Source organism: Streptomyces sp. Act143, assembly GCF_003143935.1.
Lineage (GTDB): Bacteria > Actinomycetota > Actinomycetes > Streptomycetales > Streptomycetaceae > Streptomyces.
In genome coordinates this window covers 2,889,443-2,903,406 of record NZ_QFRX01000001.1, presented here as the reverse complement: position 1 = coordinate 2,903,406, position 13,964 = coordinate 2,889,443, and the positions used below count along the sequence as shown (strand labels likewise).

Here is a 13,964-nt window from a genome sequence, read left to right as displayed (position 1 = left end):
ACCCGTTCGAACGCTTACGCTTCTCTGTTGTGTCCAAACTGACCGACGTGCCCAAACGGATCCTGATCGGGCGCGCACTGCGCAGTGACCGGCTCGGGGAAACGCTCCTGCCGAAGCGCATCGCACTCCCTGTCTTCGCCTCCGACCCCCTCTCCTCCGTGGCGTACGCGCCCGGCGAGGTGCTGCTGGTCCTGTCCATCGCGGGCGTGTCGGCGTACCACTTCAGCCCCTGGATCGCGGTCGCGGTCGTCGTGCTGATGTTCACGGTGGTCGCCTCCTACCGGCAGAACGTGCACGCATATCCGAGCGGCGGCGGCGACTACGAGGTGGCCACCACCAACCTCGGCCCGAAGGCCGGGCTCACGGTCGCCAGTGCCCTGCTCGTCGACTACGTCCTCACGGTTGCCGTGTCGATCGCCTCCGGTATCGAGAACCTCGGCTCCGCCGTCCCCTTCGTCGTCGAGCACAAGGTGCTGTGCGCGATCGCGGTGATCGTGCTGCTCACGCTGATGAACCTGCGCGGCGTGAAGGAGTCCGGCTCGCTGTTCGCGATCCCGACGTACGTCTTCGTCGCGGGCGTGTTCATCATGATCGCGTGGGGCGCGTTCCGCGGGCTGGTCCTCGACGACACCATGCGGGCGCCGACGGCCGGCTACGAGATCAAGGCCGAGCACCAGGGCCTGGCCGGTTTCGCGCTGGTCTTCCTGCTGCTGCGGGCGTTCTCGTCGGGCTGTGCGGCGCTGACGGGTGTCGAGGCGATCTCCAACGGTGTCCCGGCGTTCCGCAAGCCGAAGTCCAAGAACGCGGCGACCACGCTCGCGATGATGGGCCTGCTGGCCGTCACCATGTTCTGCGGCATCATCGCGCTCGCCATGGTGACCAAGGTCCGGATGGCCGAGAACCCGGCCGCCGACCTGCTGAAGAACGGCGTCGCCATCGGCTCCGACTACGTCCAGAACCCGGTGATCTCACAGGTCGCCGAGGCCGTCTTCGGCAAGGGCAGCTTCCTGTTCATCGTGCTGGCGGCGGCGACCGCGCTGGTGCTGTTCCTGGCGGCGAACACGGCGTACAACGGCTTCCCGCTGCTGGGATCGATCCTGGCGCAGGACCGCTACCTGCCGAGGCAGCTGCACACCCGCGGCGACCGCCTGGCCTTCTCCAACGGCATCGTGCTCCTGGCGGGCGCGGCCGGTCTGCTGGTCTGGATCTACGGCGCCGACTCCACGCGCCTCATCCAGCTCTACATCGTCGGCGTCTTCGTGTCCTTCACCCTCAGCCAGACCGGCATGGTCCGGCACTGGAACCGCCACCTGGCGGTCGAGAAGGACCCCGCGAAGCGCAGCCACATGGTCCGCTCCCGGGCGATCAACGCCTTCGGCGCGTTCTTCACCGGCCTGGTGCTGGTCGTCGTCCTGGTCACCAAGTTCACGCACGGGGCCTGGGTCGCGCTGCTCGGCATGTGCATCTTCTACGCCACGATGACCGCGATCCGTAAGCACTACGACCGGGTGGCCGAGGAGATCGCGGCCCCCGAAGGCCCGAGCGACGACAGCGTGCGGCCCTCCCGGGTGCACTCGGTCGTGCTGATCTCCAAGATCCACCGCCCGACGCTGCGTGCCCTGGCCTACGCCAAGCTCATGCGCTCGGACACCCTGGAGGCGCTCAGCGTCAACGTCGACCCGATCGAGACCAAGGCGCTGCGCGACGAATGGGAGCGGCGCGGGATCGACGTACCGCTGAAGGTGCTCGACTCGCCCTACCGCGAGATCACCCGGCCGGTCATCGAGTACGTGAAGAGTCTGCGCAAGGAGTCGCCGCGGGACGCGGTGTCCGTGATCATCCCCGAGTACGTGGTCGGTCACTGGTACGAGCACCTGCTGCACAACCAGAGCGCGCTCCGGCTGAAGGGCCGACTGCTGTTCACACCGGGGGTCATGGTGACCTCGGTGCCCTACCAGTTGCAGTCGTCCGAGGCGGCCAAGATCCGTGCGCGCAAGCGGCAGGAGTGGAACGCGCCGGGTGCGGTGCGGCGCGGGCCGGCCCAGGAGCGGGCGAAGGAGACGTCCTCGCAGACGTAGACTGGTGGGCTGTTGTCGTCCCCTTTCCCCTTTGACGTAGTGGAGTCACCCCGCCATGCAGGCAGAACCGAAGAAATCGCTGGTGGGGATGGACTTCGAGGTCGAGGTCGGCCCCGTGGCCCACGGCGGTCACTGCATCGCCCGCACGGCCGACGGACAGGTCCTCTTCGTCCGGCACGCGCTGCCCGGCGAGCGGGTCGTGGCGCGGGTGACCGAGGGTGAGGAGGGGGCGCGCTTCCTGCGGGCGGACGCGGTGTCGGTGCTGGAGGCGTCCAAGGACCGCATCGAGGCGCCCTGCCCCTTCGCCGGCCCGGGCCGCTGCGGCGGCTGCGACTGGCAGCACGCCAAGCCCGGTGCCCAGCGGCGCCTGAAGGGCGAGGTCGTCGCCGAGCAGCTGAAGCGGCTCGCCGGGCTCACGCCGGAGGAGGCCGGCTGGGACGGCACCGTGATGCCGGCCGAGGGCGACAAGCTGCCGGCGGGCGAGGTGCCGGCGTGGCGGACGCGCGTGCAGTACGCGGTGGACGCCGACGGCAACGCCGGACTCCGCCGCCACCGCTCGCACGAGGTCGAGGTGATCGACCACTGCATGATCGCGGCGCCGGGCGTGAGCGAGCTGGGCATCGAGGCGCGTGACTGGTCCGGGATGGCGTCGGTGGAGGCGATCGCGGCGACGGGTTCGCAGGACCGCATGGTCATCCTGGAACCCCGGCCGGGCGCCCGCCTCCCGCTCGTCGAGCTCGACAAGCCGGTCTCCGTGATGCGGGTCGACGAGAAGGACGGCGGCATTCATCGCGTGCACGGCCGCGCGTTCGTCCGTGAGCGCGCCGACGGCCGCACCCACCGGGTGGGCAGCGGCGGCTTCTGGCAGGTCCACCCGATGGCGGCCGACACGCTGGTGAAGGCGGTCATGCAGGGCCTGCTGCCACGCAAGGGCGAGATGGTGCTGGACCTGTACTGCGGGGTGGGCCTGTTCGCGGGCGCCCTCGCCGACCGCCTCGGCGAGAAGGGCGCGGTCCTCGGCATCGAGTCCGGCAAGCGGGCCGTCGAGGACGCCCGGCACAACCTCGCCGAGTTCGAGCGCGTACGGATCGAGCAGGGCAAGGTGGAGTCGGTCCTGCCGCGGACCGGGATCACCGAGGTCGACCTCATCGTCCTGGACCCGCCGCGAGCGGGCGCCGGCCGCAAGACCGTGGCCCACCTCGCCGGGCTGGGGGCACGCCGGATCGCGTACGTGGCGTGCGATCCGGCCGCGCTGGCTCGGGATCTGGGGTACTTCCGGGAGGGGGGGTACCGGGTGCGGACGCTCCGGGTGTTCGATCTGTTTCCGATGACTCATCATGTGGAGTGCGTGGCGATTCTGGAGCCGGTGGTCAAGGGTTCCTGAGTTGCGCGTTCGGGCGGGGGCCTGACTCCGGCGTCCGTGGTGCGGTTCAGGGCGGGTCTTCTGCCGCTCGGCTCGGCCGATGCCGGGTCCGCGTGGCGTCAGGTCCTGCCGGATCTTCGGGGACGGACCATCGCCATGTGCATCGCCGGTCGCTGGCCGTGCCGGAGTTTTTGTCGGTGACGGCGGCCTGTTCACGTGTGGGGGACGAGGAGCACCGGGCAGGCCGCCTGGTGTACGGCGGCACGGGCGACGGCGCCGAGGCGAGCCCCGTCGGCAGCGGTCCGGATCCGGTGGCCGAGTACGGCGAGCACGGCGTGGTGCGCGGCGGCGGTCACGGCGCCGGCGGGGACGTCCTCCAGACAGACCTCCTCCACCCGTATGTCCGGGAACTTCTGCCGCCAGGGCAGCAGGGCCTCGGTGAGCCACTGCTCGGCGCGGCGGGCGTGGGGTGAGTGGCCGTACGGCCCCGGCATGACCGGGTAGGTGCGTACCGGGCGGGCCGGCATCCAGGCGTACAGGGCGCGCAGCGGTACCTCACGCAGGGCCGCCTCCTCGAAGGCGACGGCGATGACGTCGTCCCGGACGCGTTGGGTGTCGAGGGCGAGCAGGACCGGTCCGGCCGGCGGGTGCGCCGGGTGGGGTGTGGTGCGGACGAGGGCGAGGGGGAAGTCGGCCTGTGCGGCGGTCTCCGCCCCGGTGGAGCCGAGGTGGTGGGCGGATGTGCCGCCCAGACCACAGGAGCCGAGCACCAGCAGGTCCGCGGTGAGTCCGGCGGTCAGGAGCGCCTCACGGGGCGCCAGGCCCAGCAGGCGGGCGCGGATGTCGAGGCGGGGGTGCCGGCCGCGCAGGCGGTCGCGGGCCAGGTCGAGGGAGCGGGCGGCCCAGTGGCGGCGCGCGATCGCTTCCGGGGGCTCGGGGGCGCGGCCGTTCGGTGGAGGCCAGGCGGCGACCAAGTGCAGGGACGTGCCGCGGAGTTCGGCTTCTCGGGCGGCCCAGGCGGCGGCAGCGAGACTCGCGGCGCTGCCGTCGATGCCGACGGCGACAGGGCGGGGCATGATCACGCGCCTCCGATCGGGCAGGACGGATGGAGTTCCGGACGTGAGCCGGAAGGGAGCCGGGCGGGAGCCGGGCGGGGGTGCAGGGGCTTCCACTCTGGTGTCAGCAATGCGCGGGAAGGGAGTGCCGCTCGGTTCCCGTAGCTGGGCCGAACGGCCTCTTGGCGCACGGGGATTGGCCGGGACGCCGGGCGCCGGACAAGGGGGTGCTGGGCCCCTGGCCGGTGCGCACGGACAGGAGAGGCGCAGTGGCGGCCGGGCTGCGCGTGAGGTGCCTCGCTTCCGCTACTGCTTCGGGCGTGCGAGGAAGGCGCTGACGATCGCCGCGATGGCGAAGACGACAGCGATGACGACGGCTGCGGTCGGCCAGTTCATGACGTCCTCCCAGCTGCTCCTGCTCTCAGGTCTGCTCGCCTCCACTCGACTCCGGGCCGGTGCGGACCGCCAGGTGCCGATGGGCCCAGGGCGCCGTCCGAACGGCCCGTGCGGACAGGGCATCCTTCGGCCGCGCAGCCGTGCGGGGGCGCCTCGGCTCGTCGCCGGCGTGGACAGGGACGTTCGGCCCACGACAGCGGGCCGGGAGAGGCACACGATGCAAGTAGGGGGTATTCGGACGGTGCTGCCGGACCCGGGGCGTGGTGTCCCGGTGCCGCCGGTGCCGCCGGTGCCGCCGGTGCCGGAGATCGCTGACGGACCGGGCCCGACCGGAGCGGACTGGACTGGACTGGGCTCGACCCGACCGCGGTCGCAGTGGACGGAGCCGTAGCGGACGGCGTCGCCGGGGGCGACCGCCCCTTGGCGCGGTCTCTTCGGCCCTCCGGGCCGTCGCCTCGGAGGGCGACACTCGGAAGGGAGGGATGGCGTCCGGGGCCCTCGGACCTCGTACGCGCCCGGTTAACGGGCGCGGAGGCGGATCAGGTCCTGTTGCCCGGGGCCGCAGCCGGGCCGAGTGTGTGGAGGCGAGAGGCCATGGCCGTCACGATCGCTCTGGCAGGGGATGCCATGCTGGGCCGTGGGGTCGGGGAAGTGCTGGCGCACCGGAGTCCGCGCCCCCTGTTCAGCCACGCCGTGCAGAAGGCCGTCGGCGCCTCGGACCTCTTCCTGCTCAACCTCGAATGCTGCATCTCCGACCGCGACACACCACCCGTCGACCTGCCGGGCAAGGCGTTCTTCTTCCGCGCACCCTCCCGCGCCGCCCGCGTGCTGGCCGACCTCGGTGTGGACGCGGTGTCCGTGGCCAACAACCACGCCTTCGATCACGGTCCCGGCGGGTATCTGGACACCCGGGTCCATCTGGCCCGCGCGGGCATCCGCGCGGTCGGGGCCGGGGCGACGGCAGCGGAGGCGCGCAGGCCGCTGGTCCTGGAGGCCGGCGGACTGCGCGTCGGGATCATCGCGGTCACCGATCACCCCGCCGAGTTCGCGGCCACGGACAGCAGGCCCGGGGTGGCGTACGCCGACCTGTGGAACGAGAGCGTCCCCGCCTGGCTCACCGACGCGATCGGCAGGCTGGCCCGCACGACGGACATCGTCCTGGTCAGCGTCCACTGGGGTCCCAACATGACCGCCCGCCCCGTCCCGCACGTCCGCCGCGCCGCCCCCGCCCTGACGGCCGCCGGGGCCACCCTGGTCGTGGGGCACTCCGCGCACGTCTTCCACGGGTTCACCCGCCGCGTCCTGTACGACCTGGGCGACTTCATCGACGACTACGCCGTCCACCCGGCCCTCCGCAACGACCTGGGCCTGCTGTGGCTGGTCACCCTGGACGAGCGGGGCCCCCTGCGCACCGAGGCGGTCCCGATCGCCCTGGACTACTGCCACACCCGCCTCGCCGACCGGGCGGAATACGCCTGGATCGCCGACCGGCTGATCCGCGCCTGCGCCGAGATGGGCACCGTCATCACCGACGAGGGTGACCGGCTGACCGCCGACCGGCCGCGCTCCCTGGCCCGCGCGAGGTGACCCCGTCGGGGGCGCCGAGCCGGCCGGTCCCGCGAAGGAGGCGGCCGTGGAGAGCAACCACCTCGCGGACCCGTCGCGCGCGGCCGGGACCGGCGCGGTACCAGTGGACCGCCACTCGCTGCCGCCCCTCGACCCCGCCCACCGGGTCGGCCGTCCCCGTACTGCCCGAGGGTGAGGGCTGATGTCCGGGCGGTCGCAGACCGGGGCGGTGCGCCGCGCCGGGTGGGAGACGGGTGGTCCCCCGCCACCGGGGACGCTGTGGTGGCTGGGGGCCGCGCTCCTCGCGGCGGCCGTGGTCCTGGTCGCCGTCCCGCGGCGGCGGGAGCTGGCGCAGGCGTACCACCGCATCGCCGAGGTGCACCTGCTGCCGGTGGCGGTGGCCGTGGGATGCGAGGCGCTGTCGTTCGTGTGCTTCGCCGGCGTGTACCGGTGGCTGCTCGCGGCGGGCGGGGTGCGCTGGAGTCTGCGGCGCACCACGGCGGTCGTGGTGGCCGCCAACTCGGTGTCCGGCGCGCTGCCCGGCGGAGCGGCCTTCTCGGCGGCCTGGTTCTACCGTCAGCTGCGGCGGCGTGCAGTGGAGCCGGTCCTCGCTGCCGCGGTGCTCGTCATGGCCGGTGCGCTGTCGGCGCTGAGTCTGTCCGCCGTGTTCGTGGCCGGCGCGGTCGCCGCGGGGCCGGCGGGGCTGCGCACCGTACTGCTTCCCCTCGGCGGCCTGCTGGCGGTCCTGGCGATCGCCCTGACGGTGTTCGGGGTGTCCCGCTTCGCCCGCTTCCGCACCGCGGTGCGGCGGGCATGGGCGCGCGCCGGGCTGCGCTCGCGTCGCATCCGGCGCGGGCAGCGGGCGCTGGCGCGCCTGATCGAGCAGGCCCGCAGCCTGCAGCCCGGCCTCCGGCCGTGGCTGCGTCCCTTCACCTACGCGTTGCTGAACTGGACCCCCGACATCACCTGCCTGGCCGCCGCCCTGTGGGCGCTGGACGTCGGCGTGCCCTGGCACGGCCTGTTGCTCGTCTACGTCCTCACCCAGATCCCCGGCAGTCTGCGGCTGACCCCCGGCAGCCTCGGCGTCGTGGAGACGAGCCTGTCCGCGCTCCTCGTGCTGTACGGCCTGCCGTCGGCTTCCGCGATCGCCGCGACGCTCCTGTACCGGGCGATCAGCTTCTGGGCCCCGCAGCCGGTCGGCTGGGCGAGCTGGCTGGCCGTCACCCTCCAGGCACACCCGCCCCACCCCCCGACGCCGCGGCCCGCTCGCCCTGCCAGGAGGTGAAGTGCGGAAAGGGCGCGGAGGCGGGGCTTCTGACACCGTTCACGCTCGGCTGGTCGCTGGTCGCCGTTCACGCTCGGCTGGTCGCTGGTCGCCGTTCACGCTCGGCTGGTCGCTGGTCGCTGATCGCCGGTCGCCCGTCGCTGGTCGGCGGTCGGCGGTCGGCCACGCCAGCATCGACCCTGCGGTCGCAGTGCCCGGGCGGCGGCGTCACGCATGGGCCGGGTAGCCCTCGTGCGCGGGACGGTGGGCCCCTGTGGTGGGGAGCGTGCGGCCAGGACAGTGAAGGTGTGACCCGCCGCTCAGGCCCTGGAGGCGGGGCCCGGGCGTCGCCGGCGCTTCGCCCTGCCGCGACCGCCCCGCTGCGGGGTGGGACAGCGGGCCACGGCGCGGGACGACCGTGCGGCAGTCGCATGGGGCGGCTGTATCCCGACACCGGAGGCCGACGTGAGCATCCGCCGCCACAACCACCACCGGCACGGAAGTGCCGAGACGGTCACGGACCCGGTGTGCGGCCTGCGGATCAGCAAGTACGGCACAGCCGACCGCCGCGAAACAGGCGGGACGCTCTACCACTTCTGCTCGGCCCGCTGTGCTTCCGCGTTCGACGCCGACCCGGTCCGCTACACCGCCTCGACCGGGTGAGCCCGCCCGAGCACGCACGGAGGACGCCATGACCAAGCAGGCCCAGCCGCCGCCCACCGGGAACCGGCCTGCCCCCACCGCGCCACCGCCCCCGCCGGCCTGGCGGCACTGGCTGTGGCCCCTGGCCGTCCTGCTCGCCGTCGGCCTGTGGGCGGTGGTGCCCGGCATCCAGCCCACCGGGACGCAGAAGGTGAGCCTGACGTACTCGACGTTCCTCGCCGATGTCGACGCCGGGAAGGTCAAGTCCGTCACCATCGAGGCCGACGGGAAGGCGAACGGCACGCTCACCAGTGGACGCCCCTTCACCACCGTCGTCCCCGTCCAGCTCGCCGGCGACCAGCTGCTCGGCCGACTGGAGACCAGGCACGTGGAGATCACGGCGTCCCAGCCGTCCACCTCGCCGTCCACCGGCTCCCAGATCCTGTCCTGGATCGTGTTGCTGGGGCCGATCGTCCTGATCGTCTGGTTCTGGCGGCGCCTGTCGAAGAGCGGGGCCGCGCAGATGACGGGCGCCCTGGGCGGGGTCGGCAAGTCCCGGGTCAAGGTGTTCGACGCGGAACGGCCCGAGACCACCTTCGCCGACGTGGCCGGATACGAGGGCGCCAAGTCCGAGATCGCCGAGGTGGTCGACTTCCTGCGGCGGCCCGAACGGTACCGCCGGGCCGGGGCGATGGCCCCGCGCGGCGTGCTGATGGTCGGCCCGCCCGGGACCGGCAAGACGCTGCTGGCCCGCGCGGTCGCCGGCGAGGCCGAGGTGCCGTTCCTGTCGGTGGTCGGTTCCAGCTTCGTGGAGATGTTCGTCGGCGTCGGCGCCGCCCGGGTGCGCGACCTGTTCGCCGAGGCCCGCAAGCGAGCGCCGGTCATCGTGTTCGTCGACGAGATCGACGCGCTCGGCGGTCGCCGCGGGGCGGCGGGGGCGGTCGTCTCCAACGACGAACGCGAGCAGACACTCAACCAACTCCTCGCCGAGATGGACGGGTTCGAGGCCGCCGAGGGCATCGTCGTGCTGGCCGCCACCAACCGGCCCGAGGTCCTGGACCCGGCTCTGCTGCGCCCCGGCCGCTTCGACCGGCAGGTCACCATCCCGCTGCCCACCCTGACCGAACGTGCCGCGATCCTGGCCGTGCACTGCCAGGACAAGCGCCTGCGCGAGGACGTCGACCTGGAGAAGGTGGCGCGCGGCACGCCCGGCTTCTCCGGCGCGGACCTGGCCAACCTGGCGAACGAGGCCGCCATCGTCGCCGTACGGGAGGACCGGGAGGAGCTGACGGACAGCGACTTCGACACGGCCCGGGACCGGATTCTGCTCGGCCGTCGCGAGGGCTCGAACGTGCTGCTGCCCGCGGAGAAGGAGGCCGTCGCCGTCCACGAGGCCGGGCACGCCCTGGTCGCCGCGCTGTCCCCGAGCGCGGACCCGGTGGCCAAGGTCACCATCCTGCCCGCCGGACAGGCCCTCGGCGCCACCGAGCAACTTCCTCTGGTCGAGCGGCACTTGTACGGCGAGGACTATCTGACCCAGAGCCTGGCCGTACGGCTCGGCGGACGCGCCGCCGAACTGGTCGTCCTCGGCCAGGGTTCCACGGGCGCGGCCAACGATCTCGCGTCAGCCACCGAGCTGGCGACCAAGATGGTCCGTGAGTTCGGCCTGTCGCCCGCGCTCGGACCGGTCGGCTACCCGCAGGGCGGCTCGGTCTTTCTGGGCGCGGGCGGGACCGCCATGTCCAGCCGTCCGTTCGCGGAGGCCACCCAGGCCGCTGTCGACGGCGAGGTCGCCCGCCTGCTGCGCGAGGCCGAACACCAGGCCACCGACCTGCTCACGCGGCACCGCACACAGCTGGAAGAACTGGCCCGGCTGCTGCTCAGGCACGAGACCGTGGACGCCGCCGTGGTCTACGGGCTCCTGGACGCCGAGCCCCCGCTCGCACCTCCCGTCGGCGACACCATCGCGCCGCGCCGCGTCGCCGTCACCAAGAAGCCCGCCGCACACCGGACCGACCACGTGCCCGCCACACCCGGCCCCGGACGGAAGGGGACGCCCCCGCCGTCCGAACCCTGACGAGCCCCGTATCCGCAAGGAACGGTGGGCGGTTCTCGAACGCTGCTGCGTGCTGGGGCCGTGTGCGGGGGCCGGGGCACCCCGCCGGGCCGGGAACCCAGGACGTTCGGGCCCTGGCGAAGGCCCATGGGACCCCTGCGGAGTCGGTGGCGGCGGAGGAACCTGGGGGCTGAGGCACTTTCGCGAGTCACCTTGAGCCGGCGGGCGGCCGGCGTCCGGAGGAGGAGGCAGCGTCGTGATCATGCGTATTCTCGGCGAGGGGCAGTACGAGGTCGACGACGTCCACGTGGGCAGGCTGGGCGAGCTGGATGCCGCGCTGCGGTCGGCGGCCGCGTCCGGGAACGACGAGGAGTGCGTGGTCGGACTCCGGGCGCTGCTGGACGCGGTGCGCGATCTGGGCACCCCGTTGCCGGACGACGCCCCCACCCCGCAGGACGTGATGCTGCCCGACGAGGGCACGAGCCGACGCCATGTGCGCGAGATGCAGGAACTGCTGGCCGACGAGGGTGTGATCCCGGGGCGCTGACCGCGCGTTCGGCATCGGGGCGAGACGGGTGCCCCTCGGTGCGGCCGACGCCGACCTTCCAGTCGCCGCAGGGCAGGTGGGACGGCCGACCAGATCCCGTGGCCCACATAGGGGCTGGAAACGGCATACCGGGCTTCAGCGGCGAGGGTGGGTTTCGTACATGCGGGCCGCCACCACCAGGCCGGATACGGCGGTGAGGGCGGCGACGGCCCAGACGGCCGTGGTCATGCCGTAGGCGTCGGCCAGGACCCCCGCCAGCAGGGCGCCGACCGCGAAGCCGCCGTCGCGCCACAGGCGGTAGACGCCGACCGCGCGGGCCCGCCAGGCGGGGTGGGCCACGTCGCCGATCACCGCGAGGAGGGTCGGATAAACCAGGGCGGTGCCGGCGCCGAGGAGGATCTGGGCCGTCGCCCAGACCGGGAAGGTCGTACCGAGGGCGACCAGGGCGATGGCCGCCGCCTGCACCAGCATCCCCGCGGTGATCAGGTGCTTGCGGCCGACGCGGTCGGACCACCAGCCGGTGAGCAGTTGGCCGAGGCCCCAGACCGCCGGGTAGAGGGCGCCGAGGACTCCGATGCGGGCGACGGACAGGCCGTGGGCGGCGAAGAGGAGCGGGAAGACGCCCCAGGCGAGGGCGTCGTTGAGGTTGTTGACCAGGCCGGCCTGGCTGGCGGCGGACAGGGCCCTGTCGTGGACGCTGGTGATCCAGGCGATCCGGGGGGTGGTGAGGGCCTCGTGGTGGACCGCGGCGGCATGGGGCGGGTGGGCCTCGTGGTGGACCGCGGCGGCATGGGGCGGGCGGGCCTCGTGGTGGTTCGCGGCGGCGTCGGCCTGGGGGGCTGGGTGGGCCTGGGGGGCTGGATGGGCCGGGTGGGCTGGATGGGCTGGATGGGCCGGGTGGCTCGTCGCTTCCAGGCGGGCGTGGTCGCGGGTCTCGCGGACCAGCAGCACCGACAGGCCCAGGCCGAGCGCCGCGTAGCCGATGCCGAGGAAGAACGGCTCCGGGCGCAGTCCGGCGTGCGAGGCGATCGCGCCGGTGGCCATCGCGGTGGCCGCCAGGGCGACATAGCCCGCGGCCTCGTTGAAGCCCATCGCCAGGCCGCGGCGGGCCGGACCGGCCAGGTCGATCTTCATGATGACCGTGGTGGACCAGGTCAGGCCCTGGTTCACGCCCAGCAGCACGTTCGCGGTGACCACCCAGCCCCACGTCGGCGCCCAGATCAGCAACAGGGGCACGGGCAGCGCGATCAGCCAGCCGGCCACCAGGACCGGCTTGCGGCCGTAACGGTCGGAGAGGGTGCCGGCGAAGAAGTTGGTGATCGCCTTGGTGGCGCCGAACGCGACGATGTAGGTGAGCGAGGCGGTGTAGGCGGACAGGTGGAAGACGTCGTCGGCGAGCAGCGGCAGCACGACGCGCTCCTGGCCCAGCATGCCGCCGACCAGCGCGTTGACGGCGACGAGCAGGGTGAACTGGGCGAGGTTGGCGCGCAGTCCGAGCCGTGTGCCGTGCGTCGCCGGGGTCGTGGTCACGCGCCCTCCACGAGCGGGCGGCCGGTGGCCCTGGCCCAGTCGGCCGGCCCGCCGGCGAGGACGGCCACGTCCTTGTGCCCGGCGCGCTGGAGGAGGCTGGCGGCGGTCATGGCGCGCTCGCCGTGGCCGCAGTGCACGATCGCGCCCGCGGGTACGTCGGCGGTGCGGGCGACGAGATCGCCGAGTTCGATGCCCACGGCCCCGGGGATGTGCCCGGCGGCGCGCTCGGCGTCCTGACGGATGTCCAGGACGGGGCGGCGCAGGGCAGGACGGGCCTTCGCCATGCGGTCCTCCGCGGTGCTCTCGTTCACGGCGTACTCCTCCGCGGCGTGCTCCTTCGCGATCCGGTCCGCGGTGATCAGCTCGACGCGCTGCTGCTCGCCCCCGTCGGCGACCCAGGACGCCATCGGCAGGTGGCCCGCGAGACGTTCGTAGCCGATCTTCAGGGCCTGCCAGGTGAGCTCGGCCAGATCCTGGCCGGGCCCGGTGACGAACACGAGCGGAACGTCGTCGGGCAGCAACCAGCCGAGCCAGGTGGCGAACTGGTCGCGCAGCGGGTTGGACAGGGCACCGGGCAGGTGTCCCGCGGCGAAGTCGGCGACGGGCCGGACGTCGACCAACTGGGCTCCCTCGGCCATCAGCCGGCGGACCTCCGGCAGGCTGAGCGACGGGATGCTGAGCGACGGGAGGCCGGGGTCGGCCCCGAGGATGGCCGGGCCGCGCCGGTTGACCTCGGCGAGGCGGTCGAAGTACGCGGGGTAGGAGCCGAGGCTGCCCAGCAGCTGCCGTACGAAGGTGTCCTCGTCCGGTGCGCCGAGCAGCGGGTTGGCGCGCTTCTGGGCGCCGATGGTGGTGGTGCGTTCGGCGCCGGGCGGGGCCGAGCAGAAGGAGCCCGCGCCATGGGTGGGCCAGACGGGGGTCGCGTCCGGCAGTTCGGTCAGGCGGCGCAGCGAGCGGTACTGGGCGCGGGCCAGTTCCTCGGCGCGGTCGGCGCCGAGCAGGTCGGTCCGGGCGGCCGACCCCACGATCAGCGAGCCGCCGGTGAAGACGCCCAACTCCCTTGCGCCGTCCAGGAGGAGGAAGGACAGATGCTCGTCCGTGTGGCCGGGAGTGGCCAGGGCGCGCAGGGTCAGGCCGCCCAGATCGACTTCGTCGCCGTCGGCCATCGCACGGTGGGGGAAGGCGCGGCGTCCGGCGGCGGAGGCCAGCACCGTCGCGCCCTCGTCGTGGGCGAGCTGAACGGCGCCGGACAGGAAGTCGGCGTGCAGGTGCGTGTCCGCCGCGTACGCCACGGTCAGACCGCGCCGTGCGGCGGCCCGGTGCAGGGTGCGCAGATCGCGGCCGGCGTCCACGGCCAGGGCACCGCCGTGGCCGAGGTCGACGAGGTAGGCACTGTTGCCCAGACCTTCGTCGACCAGGGGCGTCAGGTGGTCTTCGGCGAAGCCCATGGGGTCCTCCAAGGTTCGG

11 protein-coding genes are annotated in these 13,964 nt (G+C 73.3%); 8 read left to right on the top strand and 3 right to left on the bottom strand.

Annotated elements, in window-relative coordinates:
- The first annotated feature begins 29 nt into the window (after positions 1 to 29).
- Positions 30 to 2,078 (top strand): APC family permease, encoded by a 2,049-nt coding sequence (locus DI272_RS12925; protein ID WP_109495518.1) that lies wholly within the window; start codon positions 30 to 32, stop codon positions 2,076 to 2,078.
- 55 nt (positions 2,079 to 2,133) lie between these two features.
- The gene (locus tag DI272_RS12920; RefSeq protein WP_109495517.1) at positions 2,134 to 3,462 is read left to right on the top strand and encodes a class I SAM-dependent RNA methyltransferase; all 1,329 of its coding nucleotides are present in this window, start codon (positions 2,134 to 2,136) and stop codon (positions 3,460 to 3,462) included.
- 191 nt (positions 3,463 to 3,653) lie between these two features.
- Here DI272_RS12920 and DI272_RS12915 read toward each other — a convergent pair whose 3' ends face one another.
- The gene (locus DI272_RS12915; protein ID WP_146238325.1) at positions 3,654 to 4,517 is read right to left on the bottom strand and encodes a universal stress protein; all 864 of its coding nucleotides are present in this window, start codon (positions 4,515 to 4,517) and stop codon (positions 3,654 to 3,656) included.
- Positions 4,518 to 5,486: 969 nt separating this feature from the next.
- On the opposite strand from DI272_RS12915, the gene DI272_RS12910 reads away from it, so the two are divergent.
- From DI272_RS12910 to DI272_RS12890, 6 genes are all read left to right on the top strand, one after another.
- A complete protein-coding gene (locus DI272_RS12910; protein WP_109495515.1) occupies positions 5,487 to 6,479 on the top strand; it encodes a CapA family protein in 993 nt (330 codons plus the stop codon).
- A gap of 46 nt (positions 6,480 to 6,525) precedes the next feature.
- Positions 6,526 to 6,654, top strand: a complete 129-nt coding sequence (locus DI272_RS45255; protein ID WP_258314540.1) for a hypothetical protein — start codon at positions 6,526 to 6,528, stop codon at positions 6,652 to 6,654.
- Between the two features lie 6 nt (positions 6,655 to 6,660).
- Entirely contained in the window at positions 6,661 to 7,743 is a 1,083-nt protein-coding gene (locus DI272_RS12905; protein ID WP_109495514.1) for a YbhN family protein, read from the top strand.
- A 444-nt stretch (positions 7,744 to 8,187) separates the two neighbouring features.
- Entirely contained in the window at positions 8,188 to 8,385 is a 198-nt protein-coding gene (locus tag DI272_RS44480; RefSeq protein WP_181387176.1) for a YHS domain-containing protein, read from the top strand.
- Between the two features lie 28 nt (positions 8,386 to 8,413).
- Complete coding sequence (gene ftsH, locus DI272_RS12895) at positions 8,414 to 10,441, top strand: ATP-dependent zinc metalloprotease FtsH (RefSeq protein WP_109495512.1); 2,028 nt, start codon at positions 8,414 to 8,416, stop codon at positions 10,439 to 10,441.
- A gap of 241 nt (positions 10,442 to 10,682) precedes the next feature.
- Positions 10,683 to 10,967 carry a hypothetical protein gene (locus DI272_RS12890; RefSeq protein WP_258314882.1) on the top strand — a complete coding sequence of 95 codons (285 nt, stop codon included), beginning with the start codon at positions 10,683 to 10,685 and terminating at the stop codon, positions 10,965 to 10,967.
- A gap of 135 nt (positions 10,968 to 11,102) precedes the next feature.
- Here the strand turns inward: DI272_RS12890 and DI272_RS12885 are convergent, their stop codons facing one another.
- Positions 11,103 to 12,497, bottom strand: coding sequence for an MFS transporter (locus DI272_RS12885; RefSeq protein WP_109495510.1), 1,395 nt, complete (start codon positions 12,495 to 12,497; stop codon positions 11,103 to 11,105).
- Complete coding sequence (locus DI272_RS12880) at positions 12,494 to 13,945, bottom strand: rhodanese-like domain-containing protein (protein ID WP_109495509.1); 1,452 nt, start codon at positions 13,943 to 13,945, stop codon at positions 12,494 to 12,496. The genes DI272_RS12885 and DI272_RS12880 overlap by 4 nt, the downstream gene beginning before the upstream one ends.
- Positions 13,946 to 13,964 lie beyond the last annotated feature (19 nt).